This window comes from Kribbella ginsengisoli, from assembly GCF_039537185.1.
Classification (GTDB): domain Bacteria; phylum Actinomycetota; class Actinomycetes; order Propionibacteriales; family Kribbellaceae; genus Kribbella; species Kribbella koreensis.
In genome coordinates this window covers 397,064-416,500 of the sequence record NZ_BAABAA010000001.1, presented here as the reverse complement: position 1 = coordinate 416,500, position 19,437 = coordinate 397,064, and the positions used below count along the sequence as shown (strand labels likewise).

Below are 19,437 nucleotides of genomic sequence, written 5' to 3'. Positions count from 1 at the left end.
AGACATGCCCGCGGACGAGCATTCTGGGAAAGCGCTTGCTAGCGTGCTCCTGTGCGCACCGAATCCGAGCCGACCCAAACCGCCACCTCGTCGTCCCCGGAGACCGCCTCCACCGCGGCCCGGCCGGCGCCGCCCGTCGACGCGGCGACGACTCCCGCGACCGCCCCGACCGCTGCCGTCACGAGGCGGCCGAGGGTGATGCTCGCGATGAACGAGTCCAGCCGCGCCCGCGTGCTGGTGCCCGCCGTCCGGGAGCGTCTGGAGCGGGTGGCCGAGGTGCTACCGGTCGGCCCAGGCAGCGTCCCCGGCAGCGGTAGCCCGAGGCACGAGCCCGGCAATCCGTTCCTCGACGACCCCGCGATCCGGGCGTCGCTCGCGGACGTGGACGTGCTGCTCACCGGCTGGGGTTGCCCGGCGATCACGCCCGAGGTGCTGGCTGTGGCTCCGAGGCTCAAGGCGATCATTCATGCGGCCGGCTCGGTCAAGGGGTTCGTCGACCCTGCCGTTTTCGAGCGCGGCGTCCAGGTCTCGTCTGCGGTCGTGGCCAACGCGCTGCCGGTGGCCGAGTTCACCGTGGCGACCATCGTGCTGAGCGGCAAACGGGCGTTTCGGCTCGGAGCGGAGTACAGGATCAACAAGCAGCGCCCGGACCCCAGCGCGGTGCCCGGCAGCTACGGGAGCACCGTGGGGCTGCTCGGCGCCTCGCGGATCGGGCGGATGGTGGCGGAGCGGCTGCGCGCGTTCGATCTCGAAGTACTGATCAGCGACCCGTACCTGAGCGCGGCCGAGGCTGCAGAGCTCGGCGCGGAGCTGGTCGAGCTCGACGACCTCTTCACCCGCAGCGACATCCTGAGCGTGCACGCGCCGCTGCTGCCGGAGACGGTCGGCCTGGTCGACGCCCGCCTGCTCGGGCTGCTGAAGGACGGCTCCGTCCTGATCAACACCGCCCGCGGCCGGATCGTCGACGCCGCCGCGCTCGAGCGGGAGTGCGTGGCCGGCCGTCTCGACGCCGTCCTCGACGTCACCGACCCGGAGCCGCTGCCGCCCGACTCGCCGCTGCTCGACCTGCGCAACGTCTTCCTCACCCCGCACCTGGCAGGCGCGGTCGGCAACGAGGTCGCGAGGCTCGGCGAACTGGCCGTGAGTGAATTGGAACGTTTTGCCTCCGGCGCTCCTCTTCATCACGTCATCAGTTCCACCGAACTAGGGAGGATCGCATGAGCCGCCTCGTGCTCCCTGACACCGACCGTGTGCTGTCCCGCCAGACCGGCTGGTCGCGCGCCCACTGGGAGGCGCTCGCCGACCACCTACTCGATTCGCTGATCCCGTACTTCTCCCCCGGCGACGCCCGCGTCGTCCTGCCCGGCCGGCCGAGCCGCTCCGGTACTTCGTCCGACGAGCTGGAAGGGTTCGCCAGGTCGTTCATGCTGGCCGCGTTCCGGATCGCCGGCGTCCGGGGTGTCGGCTGCGAGAAGTTGATCGAGCGGTACGCGCGCGGCGTCGCCAACGGCGCCAACCCGGACCACCCCGAGGCGTGGCTGCGGCTCACCCCGCGCTCGCAACAGATGGTCGAGGCGGCCGCGATCGCCGTCGCGCTGCACGAGTCCCGCGAGTGGATCTGGGATCGACTCGACACCCGCTCCCAGGAGCACGTCGCGGAGTGGCTCGGCGGCTTCATCGGATCGACCACGCACGACAACAACTGGCGGCTGTTCCAAGTCGTCAGCGAGCAGTTCCTCGCGTCGGTGGGCGCACCGTACTCGCAGGAGGACATCGACGGCGGGCTGGACCGGATCGAGGACTGGTACGTCGGCGACGGCTGGTACTCCGACGGCGACGGGCAGAACTTCGACAACTACATCGGCTGGGCGATGCATCTCTACCCGGGCCTCTGGACCCGGATGGCGGCGGCGACGCCAGGGGCGCAGTACGACGACCGGCTGAAGGTCTATCGCGAGCGGCTGGCGCTGTTCTTGGAGGACGCGGTTCACCTGGTCGGGAACGATGGCGCTCCGGTCTATCAGGGGCGGTCGCTGACTTACCGGATGGCGGCTGCGACGCCGTACTGGATGGGGCAGATCCTCGACGCGTCGCCGCTGACGCCGGGGCAGACGCGGCGGTTGTGTTCGGGGATCGCGCGGCACTTTGTACAGCACGGCGTACCGGATGAGCGAGGGCTGCTGACGCTGGGTTGGTACGACACATTCCTGCCGACTACCCAGCCGTACTCCGGACCTGGGTCGCCCTACTGGGCCTCCAAGGGCTTCATCGGGCTGCTGCTGCCGCCGGAGCACCCGGTGTGGTCGGATCCCGAGGAGACCGTGCCGCTGGACGAGGCCGACCAAGTACGGGCGATGCCTGCGCCTGGATGGCTGGTGCACGCGAGCCGGCACGACCAGGTGGTCAAGCTGATCAACCACGGCGCGGACCATGCTCCCCCGGCCGAGCCTGACGGCGTCGAGCCTGCCGCCGACCCGCACTACGACCGGCTGGCCTACGCGAACCACGCCGGGCCGGAGATCTCCGATGCGGCCTCCCTACAACGGGTGGACAACCTGACGTCCCTCGTCGACCAGCACGGCAAGTCGAGCTACCGCGGGCGGATCCGGCGACTGGGCGTGGGGACGCGAACGGCGGCGTCCTGGAACAACGCGTGGCTGGGCAGCGACGGACCGTGGGCGATCGAGACCGCGTCGGTGGTGCATGGCGGTTGGGAGATCCGCTGCTCACTGGTTGACGGGCCTGCCGGCGTACTGGTCCGCAGCGGTGGGTATGCGGTTGCCGGGCAAACCTTGCCAACGGCAACAGTCGGCGAAGGACCGGCCTGGGCGTCGGCACGGAACTCGGACGGACTGATGGCCGCGGTGGCCAACTTGCACGGGTACGACGAGGCGGGCGTGCACCGCGATCTGGGAGCGAACCCGTTCGGGCCGCACTCGGCCACGCCGTACCTGACCGCGGCTCACAACGGCGAGCCGCTGGTGCTCGTGCACGCGGTGTTGCTGACCCGTGACGCGATCCGCCCCGAGGCTCTCGCCGAGGGCATCGCGGTCGCCGTCGACGGGCACGAGATCACTCTCACACTGCCCGGTGACGACACCGAAATTGTGCGCATGAGGAACCGCTGACCTCGTACCGTGGGGGTATGACGGAAACGATCGAACCCGCTGCCACCGACGCGTTGTCGGAGGCTGTCGCGGCCGACCCCAGCACGGCCAACCAGGAGAAGTTGTGGGCGGCAACCTTCGGGCTGGACCGCTGGTGGTTCGTCCAGCGCGGTGAGCCGGAGAACCCACAGCCCTTCGTCGGAGTGCATCAGGACCAGCCCTTCCTGATGGCGTTCACGTCGGCGCAGCGCGCCCGCGGGTTCGCGATCGAGAACGGCTTGAGCCCGGCCGACGCCGAAGTACTGGTGCTTGCCCTGACCCCCGACGACGCGGTCGCGCAGGCGCCGATCTGGTTGCAGCAAGGGATCGCGGCGATCACCTTCGACCACGGCATCGCCGGCTACTTCGCCCCTCTGGGCAACCTACCCGCGATCAGATCGCATGTGGAAAGCCTTACCTGACAACCATCTGACACGCTGTTAGGCGAGCCTCGCCAACGGTGAGAAAACCACCTGCGAGCACTACATTGGCCTGCATGAGCACGTACGAGAAACTTCTTCAAGAGCAGATCAGGAACGAATTCACGGCGTCCCACCAGTACACGGCGGTGGCCGTCTGGTTCGACGACCAGGATCTCCCGCAGCTCGCGTCGCACTTCTACAAGCAGTCGCTGGAAGAGCGCAACCACGCGATGATGATGGTGCAGTACCTGCTGGACAAGGACATCCGGCCGCAGATCCCCGGCGTCGGCGAGGTCGCGGGCGACTTCAAGTCCGCGCTGGAGCCGCTCGAGCTCGCGCTGCAGCAGGAGATCACCGTCACCAAGCAGATCGAGACGCTGGCCCGGACGGCTCGCGACGACGGCGACTACGTCGGCGAGCAGTTCATGCAGTGGTTCCTCAAGGAGCAGGTCGAAGAGGTCTCCGCCATGACCACCCTGGTCAACGTCGCGAAACGCGCCGGCGACAACCTCTTCCACCTGGAGGACTTCCTGGCCCGCGAACTGGTCGGCAACGAAGGCGCCGACCCCACCGCCCCCAAGGCCGCCGGCGGCGCTGTCTAGCCTCCCCCGCACTCCAGGACCCCTAGTCCTGAACCGCATCCACGCCCGTGCTCAGGGCCGCCGCCATCCGCGCGGCGGCCCAGCCGAACCTCCAGTACCACCGAGAACTACCGGGCCTTCTGCCACCGCCCTGTTACCAGGAGCTGGTGCCGCCTCCGCCGCCTCCGCCGCCGGAGAAGCCGCCGCTGAAGCCTGAGGAGCTGCCGCCTCCGCCGCCGCTGCCTGCGGGAGCGGGTGGTGGGTCGAAGGTGTTCGCTACGGTTTGGCTGATGCTGCCGGCCGCGAAACCTGAGCTGTAGTAGGACGGGCCGGTGTACCAGTAGGGGTCTGGGGTGATCCGGCCGGCTGCGACAAGTTGGGCACAGACGCGCTGCCAGCGGTCGGCCAGTTCGAAGGCGATGGCCCAGGGCAGGTACTTGCTGAAGATGTCCTCGCCCTCTTCGAACTTGAGCTGATCCGCCTCGGCGGTCGCGAGATAGGTGCGGAAGCCGACCAGCTGGTCGGTCACCGCGCGACCGGCGGCAGTTCGTTGCCCGCGGCCCCGTACTCCGAACCAGATGGCGATCGCGATCACCACGGCCAGCGCCGGCACCCCGAAGAGGATCGCCCGGCCCAGACCGCCGGTGGCCGCGCCGATCGCCGTACCACCGATCAGTCCGCCGAAGATCCAAGTGCCGAGGATGCCGAGGCAGGCGACTCTCGCGCCGCCCGACACGGCCTTGCCGCCGCCGGCGCGCGGCATCCGGACGTACCAGTTGCGCTGCCTGATCTGCTCGCGGAGCTGGGCGATCATCGCGTCGTGTGCCTCGCGCATCGAGGTGTCGCCGGTCGGGCGGCGCTCCAGCACGATCTCGGCACCTGGCTGCAGGCCGGGGAACAGTCCCTGCATCAGGTACTGCTCGTGCGGCGCCGTCGCCACCGCGGGGTTCACCAGCACGGCCTTCTGCTGCTCGCCGGTGTTGTCGATCCGGATCCCGCCGCGGACGGCGAGGTCGATCAGGGTCGCGGCGGTCTCGGTCGTGTTCGCCTTCGCGTCGATCAGCAGGCCGCCCTCGGCGACCGGGATCCTCGGCGGCGAGAACGCGACGGGGAGCTGGCTCTCCTTCAGGTCGTCCTTGACCGGCGCGGCGACCATCCCGTCCGGCGGGAAGCTGCCCGGCGGCATCCCGGCGAAGCGCTGGTCCTTGTTGCCGTTCTTGCTGTAGAGCACGGCCGCGAGGATCGCCGCGAAGCTGACGGCGCCCGAGCCGATCAGTCCGGGGACGGTGAGGCCGTTTCGCTGCAGGAAGCCGGGCGCGTCCACGACGATCGGAGTGTCGTTCTTCACGACACCGGCCGGGATCGCGGCGACGACGGTCAATCCGCTGTGGGGTGCCAGCTCTGCCTGGCTGTAGACGCCGGTGCCGGCGGTCACCGTCGCCTGGTCGCACGGAGTCGAGCTGCCTTGCGGTCCGGCGAAGCAGGTCGCGCGCTGCACGCCCTCCGGCACGGTGACCTTGACCGAGACGTTTCTGGTCACGGCGTCGGTGAGGGTTCCGGTGGTGTCCCAGTAGAGCTCGCTGTGGTCGGCGAAATGCCGGAGCGCGCCGCGTACGTCGTACTGGAGAACGTAGGTCGCGGTCGGGCCCTTCACGGTCCGGTCGGCGGCGCCGATCTTGATCCGGAGGCTCTGGTCGCGGTCGTTGTTCGTCTTGTTCACCGTCTGGGTGAAGTCGGCGCTGTCTCCGGACGGGCTGGAGACGCGCACGTTGGAGATTCGGTACTCCTGGTCCTTCGACTTGTCGTCGACGTAGACCTCGCGGGTGATCAGGTCCCGGATGATGCCGTGCCGGTCGGCGGCCGGCAGGAAGCGGTAGACGATCTGCTCGCGGACCTTCAGCACTCCGTCGGCGGTCACCTCGTACGTGAACTGCATCGAGTCGATGACGTCCGTGCTGCCGGTGGTCGCCGCCTGTGACGGCACTGCCGACCCAGCCAGGACGAGCCCGGCGAACACAGCGGCGACGGCTGTGAAGAATCCCCTACGCATGTCGCGACAGTACCGACGCCAAGGGTCCGTCAGTACCCACGACTGGCCGGTGTGTCGCCCGAATGCCTCATCGGGTCGGCGGCCTGGATTGCGGCGGCTACCAGGTCGGCGGCTGTGGTGTCTCGGGTGCGGCGGTTGCGGTCGTAGTACTGGGTGGTGGCGATGGTGGCGTGGCCTACGTCTGCTTGGACGTGCTGGATGCGGGCGTCTTGTTCTAGGGCGATGGTGACGTAGGCGTGGCGGAGGGCGTGGGGGTGGATCCGGTCGGCTACCTCCGCCAGTGCCGGGCCGGCCTGTACTGCGATCCGCCGGAGCAGTGCATTGATGTCGAAGCGGGAGCAGCGGGTGCCGTCCTTGGTGGCGATCATCGGGGCGCGGTTGGCGCTGGTCCTACCGCGGAGTGCCGGCGTGGCGGCGTCGCTGGTGCGGTCGCGTTCGGCCAGGTACTCAGTGAGCGCTCTCGCGGCGAGGTCGGTCAGGTAGACCTCGCGGTGGAGCCCGCCCTTGCCGAGGACTCGCAGCATGGGCTCTCCCCCGGACAGCACCAGGCTGTCGCGATCCAGACCGACCAACTCGGAGACCCGGAGCCCGAGAGTCAGCAGACCGACTACTGCCACTGCCCGGCGCGCGTAGAGGTCTCGGTACCGCGTGCGGTTAGGCAACTGAGCAGCTGCATCCAGGAGCGCTCTCAACTGACCAGCTGTAAGCCTGATAGTCGGCGACGCATCACGAGCAGTACTCCCAAGCCCAAGCCGCGCCCGATTAAGCGCCGCCGGATTGGCCGGTACTACGCCCGCTTCGGTGAGGTGCCCGTAGAACGCCGACAACGTAGACAACATCCGCTGCCGAGTCCGCTTCTCCGCGCCCGCCGCATCCAACTGATGCAGCCACGCCTTCACCTCAGCTCCCGTAGCCGCCCGCGGATCCATCCCCCGCCCCGCACACCACCGAAACCAAGCCAACTGATGCAACACCCCCAGCTTCCCAACCGGCGGTCGCCGGCCACCCGCTCCAGCTACCTCCCCCACACCCGCCCGCCGCCCGGTCGCACCGTCAGCGCCGCTCGCACTCGGCGCGCCCCCGCCGGCCCCACTTCCCTCAGCCCCAGTTGCCCCCCGGCCGCCGGTCAAGGCGTCGACCCAGGCGGCGGGGAGGCCCAGGGCGTAGGCGTAGGTCTTGCGGGTTCCTGCGTTGCCGTACTGGGTCAGCCAGTCGGCAATCTGCGCCTGCAGCTCGGCTGGGTCGTCGACGCCCGGCCAGTCTCTCCCGGGATCTTCGTTCCCTGGCCGGCCTCCCGCAGGCTGCAGCTCGGCGCTGGCTTCTCTGAGTGTCTCCAGGACGACCAGGGCATCCAGTTCTGCACGCATTCGTCGATCCTCGCCGACGACCCGGCCCACCGCAGGGGACTCGCCGAGCATAAGCCGGCGACCTTGAACACCTTCGCCGGATACCCAGTTTCGTGTCAGGCCGAGCGAACACACAGAAGGGATGTCCGGCCAGGCTCGCGCACACGGAGTGTCGGCAAGCACGCTGCCACCAGCCGCAGACGAGCTGGCGCGCGGGGCAGGGCGGCCAGAGAGACGGAGATCGCTAGTATGTTGTCAAGATCGAGGCTTGTTGAGCTGAGCTGATGGCATTCAGCTTGACGAAGAATGATCCGGCATAGCCTGCTGCGCAGCCATACCCGAAGTGTTGACCGTGGGCGAACGCATTACCCGTGACGCTCTGCGTGGTCAACCACGGACCGCCCGAGTCGCCTCCCATTGTGAAGTGATCCCACATGAGGACGCCCACCAGTCCCTGGCCTTCTCCGCAAGATGGGAAATAAGGCAGGGTGTACGTCGGAAACCTGACGGTCGTCACAGTGAGGCCGCTCGTTGATCCGCTCATGGCAACAGGAACCCCAGCCACCCAGGACGTGATGACACCCACAACTGGTCGATAGTCGGTTGTTGTCTGGTTCCCGACGAATACAGACGGCGAATAGCCGTTGGAATTCGACATGAATGCAGAGTCAGCGATTTTCTTACTCGAGTACACCGTCCCTACGTAGACTCCATTGTTGTCATAGACAAGGTTAGGGCAGTGTCTCGCGGTGGAACCGACGATCCCGCCATTGCTCCACAGCCTCCACGCCCATCCGAGTGTGCAGTACTGGCTTGGGTCGCCACCCGAGTAGTGAATCTTGGCTCCGGTAGTCCAAGGGGCAATATCGGCATCCCGACTCTCCGGCTTCCAGTTGTCCACTGGCTCAACTCGCTCGAGCGTAACGCGCGGATCATTTAGATTCTCGATGGCGCGAATAAGAGTGGCGGCATCCTTGCCGCCGGGATACACCTGCAGGAGGACTCTATTTGAATATGCATCGTAGCCGCCACCGATGCCAGATGCCCCCGCCCATTCGACCTGGTTCCCTAGAAGTTTGTTAGCAAGATCATCCAGTTCCTTTGCAGTATATTGCACGCGCGCAAAATTGATCCGGAGATTTGTTTCGGCACTTGCTATCAGGATTCGCGCTTGGTCAACGGCTTCATCAGAAGTCAGTTGAATGGTTAATGCCTGAGTTGCTGCATCCCAAATCATGCCACCGTCGTGGTCCAGCAACCGCAGGCAGCAGCGCCCCGCTCAGCAAGATACTCGCACCCACCCCGGCGGCCACGAACCTTAGCCCTCGACATATACGTGTACTCATGGTAGGACGCTAGGCTGGTATTCGTGCGCAGACAATGGTTACTCGTGGTTGTTGCATCGACAGTGGCCCTGGCGGCCGTGGCCAGCGCGTGCTCATCCTCCCCTCCCCCTCGAATCGTCGAGTCCGATTCAGCGATGCCGAGCAGCATGGAGGCTCTCTACGGGGGCATCTTGACCGTCGACGCGAGCGGATGTGTTCAGGTGCAGGGGTCTCAAGAGCTGGTGACTCTTGTCTGGCCCAAGGGATACACCGTACGAGGCGATTCAAGGTCCTTTGAAATCCTCGACGGTGGCAAGAACGTCGTGGCGCGCTCTGCGACACACCTTGCTATTAGCGGAGGTGGCGCTGACAAGGTTCAGGACACGTGGACTGAACGCGAATGCGTCACTGGCAGCAAGCTATGGATGGTCGGAAGCATCCGCGAGGGATAACCATGACCCACCGCTGTTGAGGCCGAACAGGCTATCGATGGGCCTGGCAGAGACAAGGCCTCCCCGCGGTGGCGGGCCTGCCTGGGTTCGGCCTCCGCGCCGAACGGATCTACCTCGGCGCAAGGTCGCACCGGCACCAACCGCCGTGGACTCGACCAGGCAGAAGCCGCTCGCGGCGTCGGGCTGGCCTCGGCCCGACCTGGTATGACCGATCGACCGCCGGTGGACCCCACCTAGCGCAACTGCACACCGCCGGCGGACCCAGCATCGCCGAACTGGCCGTGTTCGCCGTCTCCCGCCCACCGCGTACCGAGTCCTCGGACACCGGTCCCCGTTCTGATGTTGTCTCGTCGTCCCAACAAAACACTGGTTTCGTTGGTTGACGGTTTGGTTTTGGAAACGCCGAACCGGTTTCGCGGTTTTGTATCCGCAAACCTCTACGCTCAGCGGCATGAGTGAGGAGACTGGGCGCTGCGGTTACAGCAAGTGCCGGGCGGAGTTGCCGGCGCCGGGGATGCAGGGCGGGAGACCGAGGAGTTTCTGCCGGGATACCCGCTGGGATGGCGGCCGGACCTGCGCGCAGATGGCGAGGGCCGAGAAAGAGGCGCTGGGAGCGCTAGGCCTGGACGCGGGAAGTAACACCTTCCGGCTGGATGCTGAGCGGCTGCGAGACCACCTGGAGACGATCCGGGAGCCGGTAGACGCCCTGACCGCAGCACTGGCAGCGGTGACTGCACGCCTGGATGAGGTGGAGGCTGCTGCGGTCGCCTCTGTCGAGACCGCCCACACGCAGGTCGCAGAAGCAGAACGAGCCCGGCTGGCTGCCGAGGAGGCTCGCGAGAGTGCCGAGCAGCGGACGAGGCAGGCGATCGCTGCTGCTGAGCGGGCGGCTAAGGAGCGTTCAGAGGCGGTCGATCGCGCGGCTGCGGCAGCGCGCCAGGCGCTGGAGTCGACGGAAGCTCTCGGCGCCGCCCGGCAGCAGACGCAGGACGCTATCGGCGCGCGAGACATCGCAGTACAGAGGTCGAAGACAGCAGCCGCACTACTGGCAGCCGCAGAGGACCAGCTGCAGGCTGGTGAGCGGGATCGCCTGGAACTCGCGGCAGTGGCCGAACGGACGTCGGTGGAGCGAGATACCGCGCTCCGGGGCGAGCAGGAGCGCCGGGCGGAGGCCGAGGCGCTTCGAACCGAGCTCGAGGCCGGTCGCACCGAGCTGGAGGCTGAGCGGCGGCGCAGCACCGAGGGCGACACGGCACGGCTGCTGGCCGAAGGTGCGGCGGTTCGGTTGGAGGCGGCGCTCCAAGAAGCCACCCGGGCGGAGGCCGCCCAGCAGGAGACTGTGATCGAAGTCCGGGCGGCTCTGGCGCGGGCGGAGGCGGACCTTGCTCACCAGCGCGAGAGTGCCACCCGGACGGCGGCCGAGCTCAACCGTCAACAAGAGGCGACAGCGCAGGCGCTTGCTGAGCTGGCTGCGCTGCGCGCCGAGCTGGCCGGCAGGACGGTCGCTCGGCTGCATCCCGAGGATCTCCAAGCGATGCTCAGCGCCCTGACGCCCTCCACCTGACCTCCCCGACTCGCGAGCTGGCCATGTCCGCCCCTACCTGACCCCGCCCGACATCGCCAACTGGCGATGGCCGCCTTGACCTGACCTCGCCTGCCTCGATCAGCAAGCGCTACGTGGGGGCTTGTGCTGGGTGGGCGGTTGGGGGAATGGTGGGTGAACCAGGAGGAAACGTCATGGCAGACAAGGCGAATGCTTCCCAGGGCGGTGGTGCTGCTCCGGTCGCGGACAGCCCGGCCGCTATCCGTAACGTGGCGCTCGTCGGGCCGTCGGGTGCCGGCAAGACCACACTGGTGGAGGCCTTGCTGGTCGCCTCCGGAGTGCTGAACAGACCGGGGACCGTCGTCGACGGTACGACGGTCTGCGACTGCGACGACGCAGAGATCCGGCAGCAGCGCTCGGTCGGGCTCGCCCTGGCCCCGCTCCCCCACAACGGCGTCAAGGTCAACCTGATCGACACCCCTGGGTACGCCGACTTCGTAGGCGAACTCCGCGCCGGTCTCCGAGCAGCGGACTGCGCCCTCTTCGTCCTCCCGGCCAACGAGGGTGTCGACGAGCCGACCAAGGCGCTCTGGCAGGAGTGCGACCAGGTCGGCATGCCGCGCGCCGTCGTGATCACCAAGCTCGACCACGCCCGGGCGAACTACGAGAACGCGCTCGCCACGGCCCAGAGCGCCTTCGGGGACAAGGTTCTCCCGCTCTACCTCCCGGCCGGCGGCAACGGTCTCGTCGGCCTGCTCTCGCAGACGCAGTACGACTACGCCGATGGCAAGCGCACGACGCACGACCCTGACCCGCAGTACGCCGATCAGATCGAAGAGCTCCGCGGCACGCTGATCGAGGGCATCATCGAGGAGTCCGAGGACGAGTCGCTGATGGAGCGCTACCTCGAGGGCGAGCAGATCGGCCAGGACGTGCTGATCGAGGACCTCGAGAGAGCGGTTGCCCGCGGTTCGTTCTTCCCTGTCATCCCGGTCTGCAGCGGTACCGGCGTGGGCACGATGGAGCTGCTCGAGGTCGCGACGAGTGGGTTCCCCTCGCCGCCCGAGCACCCGCTGCCCGAGGTGTTCACGCCGCACGGCGTACCGCGCAAGCAGGTCGCCTGCGACCCGGACGGGCCGCTCCTGGCCGAGGTGGTGAAGACGACGTCGGATCCGTACGTCGGCAGGGTCAGCCTGGTGCGGGTGTTCTCCGGCACCATCAGGCCCGACACGACGGTTCACGTGTCGGGCCATTTCACGTCCTTCTTCGGGGACGCGAACAGCCACGCCGACCACGACGAGGACGAGCGGATCGGCACCCTCTCGTTCCCGCTCGGCCGGCTGCAACGACCGGCCAGCGCGGTGGTCGCGGGAGATCTCTGCGCGATCGGCCGGCTCACCCGGGCGGAGACCGGGGACACGCTCTCCGACAAGTCCGACCCGCTGCTGCTCAAGCCGTGGACAATGCCCGAGCCGCTGCTGCCGATCGCAGTACAGGCGCATGCGAAGACCGACGAGGACAAACTGGGAGTCGGGCTGCAGCGGCTGGCCGCCGAGGACCCGACGCTACGGATCGAGCAGAACCCGGAGACGCATCAGATCGTCTTGTGGTGCATGGGCGAGGCGCACGCGGACGTCGTCCTGGACGCGCTCGCCAACCGGTACGGCGTAACCGTGGACACCGTCGAGTTGCGCGTGCCGCTGCGGGAAACGTTCGGTGGCAAGGCCAAAGGGCACGGGCGGCACGTCAAGCAGTCGGGCGGGCACGGGCAGTACGCCGTCTGCGATATCGAGGTGGAGCCGTTGCCGGAGGGCGCGGACTTCGAGTTCGTCGACAAGGTCGTCGGCGGGGCGGTACCGCGGCAGTTCATCCCGAGTGTGGAGAAGGGCATCAGGGCGCAGATGGAGAGGGGTGTCGGCGCCGGGTATCCGATGGTGAACATCCGGGTGACGCTGCTCGACGGGAAGGCGCACAGCGTCGACTCGTCGGACATGGCGTTCCAGATGGCCGGCGGCCTGGCGCTGCGCGAGGCGGCGACCGCGACGAAGGTGAACCTGCTGGAGCCGGTCGATCTGGTCTCCGTACTGACGCCCGACGAGCTGGTCGGCGCGGTGATGAGCGACCTGTCCGGCCGTCGCGGCCGACTGCTCGGCACCGAACGCGTCGGCAACGACCGCACGCTGGTCAAGGCCGAGGTGCCCCAGGTCGAGATCACCCGCTACGCCATCGACCTGCGCTCGCTGTCCCATGGCGCAGCATCGTTCACCCGCAGCTTCGCCCGGTACGAACCCATGCCCGACTCAGCTGCCGCCCGGGTCAAGTCGACGGTCTGACTGTCAGCTGAGGCGGCGCCGGATGTCCTTGCTACGGAGGTACTCCGCGACGTCGTCGTAGCGCTCGGACTGGTTCGCGAACTCGATGTACGAGCGAACCCGATGCAGCCAGTCCAGCGTCGACGGCTTCACCGTCGGGAGCGCCGCCGACAGATGCTGCATCGACAACGGCGGCTCACCACCACTCGTCAGCGCCTCGTCGATCACCCGATCCACCCCGCGCTCGACCAGCGCCCGCAAGTCGGCACCACTGAACATCGGCGTCTGGCCGGCCAACGACTTCAGATCCACCCCGGTCGTCGGTACGTCCTTCAGCACCACCGACAGGATGTCCGCCCGAGCGGGCTCGTCCGGCGGCGGTACGAAGATCACCCGGTCGAATCGTCCCGGCCGCAGCATCGCCTCGTCCACATCCCACGGCGCGTTCGTCGCCGCGAGTACCAGCAGCCCCTCGTTCTCCGAGCCGATCGCGTCCAGCTCCTGCAGCAGTACGTCGACCAGCCGCCGCGACTCCGACCCGCCGTGCTTGTGTCGCGCGAAGGCGAGCGCGTCCAACTCGTCGAGGAACAACACACACGGAGCATTCGCCCGCGCCCGCTCGAAGGCAGCATGCAGATTCCGCTCGGACACCCCGAGGTACGGATCCATCACGTCCTCGATCCGGACGTTGACGAACGGCAGCCCACACTCCCCCGCCGTCGCACGCGCGAGCAACGTCTTCCCACAACCGGGCGGCCCGTAGAGCATCACGCCACCGCCGGACCGACGGCCGTACTTCGAGTACAGCTCGGGCCGGCTCAGCGGCAGGATCACCATCCGGTGGATGACCCGCTTGATCTCGTCCATCCCACCGACCTGGTCGAAGGTAGTGGTCTCCTTCACCGTGTCGCTCTCGACGACAGCCTCGTCCTCCGGACCGACCTTCACCCGTACGCCGCTACGCTCGGAAATCATCTCGTCGACCAGTTGCTGTAGGCGGCCGGTCCCTTCGACGACACCGGCCTGCCGGGCTGCCTCCAGGCAACTCCGCAGCAGCGCCAGCCGCCCGTTGGCCGCCGCCAACTCACCGACCGGCACGAACTGATCCGCCGGCAGGCCGTGCTGATCGAGCAGCACGACGTACTCGTCGAGCGCCGAATCGGTCTCGTCCGCGGCGACCAGCGTCTCGGCCAGGATGAGCCGCAGCAGCACGTCGTCGGGGCTGGCCTCGACCGCCTTGCGCAGCGCGGAGATCCGGTCGTTCGTCATGAGCCCCACTTCCGGTTGATCATGCGGCGTACCAGTGGCGGCGCGACCCATGAGTAGATGCAGAACGCGAACCAGCCGATCGCCGCGACGCTCGCGAGCAGCCCGAATCCGGCGTACCGGAGTCCGTAGATGACGGCGATCGCGCAGATCCAGACCACCAGCGGATTGAAACGCTGGAAGGGACGCAAGGGCGCCAGCAGCGGGTGGTTGATCAGCTTGGCTTCCCGAGCCGCTCCGCGCAGATCGCTGTCCGCCGGGTTGCTCGCGGCGGCCGAAGCGAGAGAGCGGTATCCCGACCTCGCATCGCCCGTGAGCATCGACGCCGTACCGTGCAACGCCTGGGCGCCCGGGTCCTCGGGATCGACAGAGAGCGCTTCCTGGCTGTGCCGCCGCATGTCCTTGTGCCGGCCTTGGGCGAAGGCGACCTGCGCGCGGGCCGACGACACGGCCGCGCTCTCGGGCGCGAAGGATGCGGCTCGCTCGACGAGAGCAGAAGCCTTCTCCGTCTGGCCCGCGGCCAGGCAGACGATCGCGTAGCCGAGTAGCAGGTCCGGCTCGTTCGGGTCGAGGCTGAGGCCCTGCAGGTAGACAGCCTCGGCCTCCTGCAGCTGCCCGGCTGCACGGAGAGCAGAGCCGAGTAATTGGAGCAGAGGCGTTGACTGGCCGTAGTGCGACAGCCCGGCACGTAGTACGTCGATGGCCTCGCTGTTGCGGTCGAGAGCGTGCAGCGCGGCGCCACGGAACAGGAACGCGCGGTAGTCGAGCGCCGCGTCGCCCCACAGCCCTTGGAGTTCGTCGAGCGTGCGCTCGGGGTGGCCGATCTGCAGCCAGTGGCCGGCCAGCTGGAGCCTCGCTTCGGTCGGCTCGCTCACAGCACGGCCTCGATCAGCATCAGCAGGACGACCTCGAGCACTCCGCCGGCGATCACCGCGGCCAGCCCCGGCCACCAGAGCGACTTGTACTCCGCGCCGCGCAACTGGAACGCGCGATCCATCGGCTGCTGGATCCGCAGCTGGACCAGGCAGGTCAGCACCGCGATCACCCGGATCACCACGCGCGTCCCGGACGCGACCGTCACCTCACCCGTCAGCAACTCGAGCACCACCGCGACGGCCACGAACCCCGCCAAGCCGGAGCCCAGGATCAGCCACCGCCCACGAGCCGGTACGCCGAGCCTGCGCGCGTTCAGCCAAGCGATCGCGGTGACCGCGAGGACCCCGCCGAAGAACGCCACATACGCCTGCGACATCAACCGCCAAGGGCGCACGGTCACGTCCACGTCCGCGCCGATGGTCGGGCGCAGCAACTCGTCGGACATGGGACTCCCTCGGCCTTGATGCGGGTTGGCGCAGTTTAGCCTGGGGCGATGACCGAGAACTGTCTTTTCTGCGGGATCGTGGCCGGCACCATCCCGTCCCAGCGGGTCGCCGAGAACGAGCGCGCGATCGCCTTCATGGACATCAACCCCGCCACGCGCGGGCATCTGCTCGTCATCCCGCGCGAACACTCGATGGATCTGCGCGAGGCTGCTCCGGAAGACCTGACCGCGGCGACTCTGCTCGCGCAGTCCTTGGTCAGTCGCGTGATCGACCGGTTGGACGCCGATGGCGCCAACCTGCTCAGCTGCATCGGCGCCGACGCTTGGCAGTCGGTGTTCCACACACACCTGCATGTCATCCCGCGGTACAAGGACGACCCGCTGCAACTCCCCTGGCACCCGACCCCCGGCGACTTCGACGCCATCGCAGCCACCGCTACTGAGCTGCGCTGACCACTGCTGAGTCGCGCTGACCACTACCGAGTTGCCCGACCGCCGACGGGCTGGTCGCCTACCGCCGAGCGACCAGCTCGTAGACCGCCACCAGGTCGTCCACCAGAACGCCCCAGTCGTACGCCGGTACCGCTGCGCGACCCGCATCCCGTAGCTTGCCGCGCTCGTCCGGCGACGCCAGCAGCCGGGCCGCCTGGCTAGCGAGCGCCTCCGCGTTGCCTGGCTCGAACAACTCGCCCAGCCGTCCCCCATCGAGCACCTGCCGGAACGCCGCCAGGTCGCTCGCCAGCACGGGAGCGCCAGCGGCCATCGCCTCCAGCAGTACGATCCCGAAGCTCTCGCCACCGAGGTGCGGCGCGACGTACACGTCCGACCCGGCCAGCATGTCCGCCCTGGCGACATCGTCGATCGCGCCGAGGAAGAGCACGTTCTCCCGGCAGTGCTCCGGCAGCGAACGCCGCGCCTCGTCGGCCTGTCCAGTGCCTGCAACCAGTACCTTCACCTGCGGCCGCTTGGCGACCAGCCGCGGTACGGCTGCCATCAGGACGCCGAGCCCCTTGCGTGGTTCGTCCATCCGGCCGAGGAAGCTGATCGTGCCGTGAGCGCCTTGCCACTCGGGTCGGATCCGGCCGGCGAAATGGCTCGTGTAGAGACCGTTCGGGATCACCACTGCCTCGCCGCCGATGTGCTGCACCATCATCGAGCGCGCGTTCTCCGAGACCGCGATCCGCGCGTCGAGCTTCTCCAGCGCGGGCCTGAGCAGTCCGGCGGCCGCGCTCATCGCGCGGGAACGCACTTGCCAGGTGTGGAAGGTCGCGACGAACGGGCCGTCGCCGGCCCAGAGCGCGATGATCGAGGCGCTCGGCGTCGTCGGCTCGTGCACGTGGACGACGTCGAAGGCGCCCTCGGTCAGCCAATTCCTGACCCGTGCGGCGGTACGAGGTCCAAACGTCACACGGGCGATCGAGCCGTTGTAGGGCACCCCGACGGCATGGCCGGCCGATACGACGTACGGCGGGCCGTTGTCGTCGTCGACCGGCGCGAGCACCGAGACTTCGTGGCCTAGGGCAAGCAACGCCTCGGCCAGGTCGCGGACGTGGTTCTGGACCCCACCCGGCGTACCGAGCGAGTACGGGCAGACCAGGCCGATCTTCATCTCAGTCCAGGAAGATTCGCTGCAGCATGTGCCAGTCCTGCGGGTGTTCGGCGATGCCGAGGGCGAAGGCGTCGGCGCAGCGCTGGGTCATCTGCGCCGGGCCGCCGGTGCGGTCGATCGGGTCGTGGAAGGCGATGACGAGATCGGGGCCGTCGTAGTGCAGGGTCGCGGGGATCAGCGGGGCACCGGTGCGGATGCTGAGGGCCGCTGGGCCGGCGGGCATCCTTGACCGGCGGTCGAAGAACTTCACCGGGACACCTCGCTCGGAGAGGTCGCGGTCGGCGACGAGGCAGACGAAACCGCCTGATCGCAGTCGCTCCGCCAGTACTCCGAACACGTGCTCGTCGCTTCCCGTCAGGGGAAGCACCTCCATACCGAGCTTGGCACGGTAGGCGACGAAACGGTCGAACAACGACTCGGGGCGCAGACGCTCGGCGACGGTCGACACCGGCATACCGGTACGACCGGCCCAGGCACCCGCGTGGTCGTAGTTGGCCAGGTGCGGGAGGGCGCAGATGACGCCCTTGCCCGCGTCGTGGGCGTCGCGGAGGAACTTCTCGTTGACCGTACGAACCCGGCCGACGATCCGCTCGTCATCCCACTCGGGGAGCCGGAACGCCTCTTGCCAGTACCTGAGATAGGACCGCATTCCGGCCGCTGTCAGCGCGTCCAGCTCGGCCGGGGTTGCTTGCGGCCGGACGACGGCGAGGTTGGAGCGCAATCGCTGCACGCCGCGCCCGTTCCGGCGTACGACGAAGTCCGCCACCCGCCGGAACACCGCCGACACCACAGACTCCGGCAAGCGCCGCACCAACGTCCACGCCAAGGCGAACGCCAGATCAACGGCCCGCTGCCGCACCCCTTCCACTGGTCAGGAGGAGGCGGGCGGCGTGCCGGCCCCGGGGCCGGTGGTGCCGCTGGCCGCTCCGCCGGTGGTTCCACCGGCCGTTCCACTGTCCGGCGCGCCAAGGCCGAGGTCGCTCGGCGCCACGCCCTCGGTACCCGCCGAACTCGTCGCCGAGCCGGCGCCAGCGGGCGCGGTGCTCCCGCCACCGGTGCTCTCCGCTCCAGCGGCACCGCCCGGCGCAGTACCCGCAGCGCTGCCCGATCCGGCCGCGCCCGGTGTCGTACCGGCGGTGGGTGCTCCAGCCGGGGCCGGCGCACTTCCGGGCGGGGTGCCGAGGGCGGCGTTGGCTGGGTCTGAGAGGACTTGTTTGCGGACTGAGAGGGTGCGCTGGACGACCGTGATGGTGCTGGCGACGGCCAGGGCGCAGAGCACGATCTTGAGCAGGATCGGGAGGTTCAGGACGTCGGAGAAGAAGCCGATGACGAGCACCGAGACCAGCCGGTCCGAGCGCTCGGCCAGGCCGCCGCTGGCGTGCAGGCCGAGGCTTTCGGCCTTCGCCCGCGCGTACGACGTGGTCGCGCCCATCACCAGCGCCCAGAGCGTCACGCCCGCCATCCACGGGGTGTGCCCGTGGCTGCCCGCGTAGTACAGCACCAGTCCGCCGAAGATGGCGCCGTCGCCGAGCCGGTCCAGCGTGGAGTCCAGGTAGGAACCCCACTTCGACGACGTCCCCGAGGTGCGGGCCATGTAGCCGTCGATCAGGTCGGAGAAGACGAAACAGGTGACGACGACCACACCCAGCCAGATCTGGCCGCGCGGGAAGAAGATCAGCGCACCGGCGCAGACGCCGATGGTGCCGACCAGCGTGACGGCATCGGCGCTCACGCCGAGCCTGAGCAGGAGGTTGGCGATCGGTGAGATCACCTTGGTCCAGAACTGCCGGAATCTGTTAAGCATGGCGACGCGATCGTAGACCAGTCCGGCCCCCGGCAGGTGAAGCGCCACCCCGGACGACTATCGCCACCCCCACTCCCAGGCGCACCATGGGCTCACGCCCACCCCCGACGGGAGGCCCGATGACCGACCCCCGCCTCCCTGCCGCGCGCCCCCGCGCCGGTAGCCGGACGCCCACCGAACACCAACCCCCGGCGGCCTTGCCCGAGGGCCGCCGCTCAGGCGTAGAACGCCACCGCGTCACCCGGTTGCTGTGTGGTGGG

At 68.4% G+C, this 19,437-nt stretch carries 16 protein-coding genes; 7 read left to right on the top strand and 9 right to left on the bottom strand.

What is annotated here, in order from left to right; all coding sequences use genetic code 11:
* Positions 1-51 precede the first annotated feature (51 nt).
* From ABD768_RS01775 to ABD768_RS01760, 4 genes are all read left to right on the top strand, one after another.
* Positions 52-1,221, top strand: a complete 1,170-nt coding sequence (locus ABD768_RS01775; protein WP_344836535.1) for a hydroxyacid dehydrogenase — start codon at positions 52-54, stop codon at positions 1,219-1,221.
* Entirely contained in the window at positions 1,218-3,128 is a 1,911-nt protein-coding gene (locus ABD768_RS01770) for a DUF2264 domain-containing protein (RefSeq protein ID WP_344836533.1), read from the top strand. Before ABD768_RS01775 ends, ABD768_RS01770 begins: the two co-directional genes overlap by 4 nt.
* 17 nt (positions 3,129-3,145) lie before the next feature.
* A complete protein-coding gene (locus tag ABD768_RS01765) occupies positions 3,146-3,568 on the top strand; it encodes a hypothetical protein (RefSeq protein ID WP_343972094.1) in 423 nt (140 codons plus the stop codon).
* Positions 3,569-3,642: 74 nt separating this feature from the next.
* Complete coding sequence (locus tag ABD768_RS01760; RefSeq protein ID WP_343972097.1) at positions 3,643-4,170, top strand: ferritin; 528 nt, start codon at positions 3,643-3,645, stop codon at positions 4,168-4,170.
* 133 nt (positions 4,171-4,303) lie between these two features.
* Here ABD768_RS01760 and ABD768_RS01755 read toward each other — a convergent pair whose 3' ends face one another.
* The 3 genes from ABD768_RS01755 to ABD768_RS01745 all read right to left on the bottom strand — a co-directional run bounded on the left by ABD768_RS01755 (position 4,304) and on the right by ABD768_RS01745 (position 8,782).
* Entirely contained in the window at positions 4,304-6,199 is a 1,896-nt protein-coding gene (locus ABD768_RS01755) for a DUF2207 domain-containing protein (RefSeq protein WP_343972100.1), read from the bottom strand.
* A gap of 29 nt (positions 6,200-6,228) precedes the next feature.
* Complete coding sequence (locus ABD768_RS01750) at positions 6,229-7,566, bottom strand: tyrosine-type recombinase/integrase (RefSeq protein WP_343972103.1); 1,338 nt, start codon at positions 7,564-7,566, stop codon at positions 6,229-6,231.
* A 223-nt stretch (positions 7,567-7,789) separates the two neighbouring features.
* Positions 7,790-8,782 (bottom strand): chymotrypsin family serine protease, encoded by a 993-nt coding sequence (locus tag ABD768_RS01745; protein WP_344836530.1) that lies wholly within the window; start codon positions 8,780-8,782, stop codon positions 7,790-7,792.
* Positions 8,783-9,773: 991 nt separating this feature from the next.
* On the opposite strand from ABD768_RS01745, the gene ABD768_RS01740 reads away from it, so the two are divergent.
* Positions 9,774-10,886 carry a coiled-coil domain-containing protein gene (locus ABD768_RS01740; RefSeq protein ID WP_344836528.1) on the top strand — a complete coding sequence of 371 codons (1,113 nt, stop codon included), beginning with the start codon at positions 9,774-9,776 and terminating at the stop codon, positions 10,884-10,886.
* A 173-nt stretch (positions 10,887-11,059) separates the two neighbouring features.
* Positions 11,060-13,198, top strand: a complete 2,139-nt coding sequence (locus tag ABD768_RS01735; protein ID WP_344836526.1) for an elongation factor G-like protein EF-G2 — start codon at positions 11,060-11,062, stop codon at positions 13,196-13,198.
* A 3-nt stretch (positions 13,199-13,201) separates the two neighbouring features.
* Here the strand turns inward: ABD768_RS01735 and ABD768_RS01730 are convergent, their stop codons facing one another.
* From ABD768_RS01730 to ABD768_RS01720, 3 genes are read right to left on the bottom strand one after another with little or no spacing between them, the layout of a single operon-like run.
* Complete coding sequence (locus ABD768_RS01730; RefSeq protein WP_344836524.1) at positions 13,202-14,446, bottom strand: AAA family ATPase; 1,245 nt, start codon at positions 14,444-14,446, stop codon at positions 13,202-13,204.
* Positions 14,443-15,318: a tetratricopeptide repeat protein gene (locus ABD768_RS01725; RefSeq protein WP_344836521.1), complete on the bottom strand. Its 876-nt coding sequence runs from the start codon at positions 15,316-15,318 to the stop codon at positions 14,443-14,445. The genes ABD768_RS01730 and ABD768_RS01725 overlap by 4 nt, the downstream gene beginning before the upstream one ends.
* Complete coding sequence (locus tag ABD768_RS01720) at positions 15,315-15,764, bottom strand: hypothetical protein (protein ID WP_344836518.1); 450 nt, start codon at positions 15,762-15,764, stop codon at positions 15,315-15,317. The genes ABD768_RS01725 and ABD768_RS01720 overlap by 4 nt, the downstream gene beginning before the upstream one ends.
* A 48-nt stretch (positions 15,765-15,812) precedes the next feature.
* Between ABD768_RS01720 and ABD768_RS01715 the strand changes: the two genes are divergently transcribed.
* Positions 15,813-16,217 carry an HIT family protein gene (locus ABD768_RS01715; protein WP_344836516.1) on the top strand — a complete coding sequence of 135 codons (405 nt, stop codon included), beginning with the start codon at positions 15,813-15,815 and terminating at the stop codon, positions 16,215-16,217.
* 58 nt (positions 16,218-16,275) lie between these two features.
* Here ABD768_RS01715 and ABD768_RS01710 read toward each other — a convergent pair whose 3' ends face one another.
* Genes ABD768_RS01710 through pgsA form a run of 3 tightly spaced genes read right to left on the bottom strand, consistent with a single transcriptional unit; the run spans position 16,276 to position 19,177 of the window.
* A complete protein-coding gene (locus ABD768_RS01710; protein WP_343972125.1) occupies positions 16,276-17,373 on the bottom strand; it encodes a glycosyltransferase family 4 protein in 1,098 nt (365 codons plus the stop codon).
* 1 nt (position 17,374) lies between these two features.
* The gene (locus ABD768_RS01705; protein WP_344836512.1) at positions 17,375-18,232 is read right to left on the bottom strand and encodes a phosphatidylinositol mannoside acyltransferase; all 858 of its coding nucleotides are present in this window, start codon (positions 18,230-18,232) and stop codon (positions 17,375-17,377) included.
* Between the two features lie 12 nt (positions 18,233-18,244).
* Positions 18,245-19,177, bottom strand: coding sequence for a phosphatidylinositol phosphate synthase (pgsA, locus tag ABD768_RS01700; protein ID WP_344836510.1), 933 nt, complete (start codon positions 19,175-19,177; stop codon positions 18,245-18,247).
* Positions 19,178-19,437: the final 260 nt, after the last annotated feature.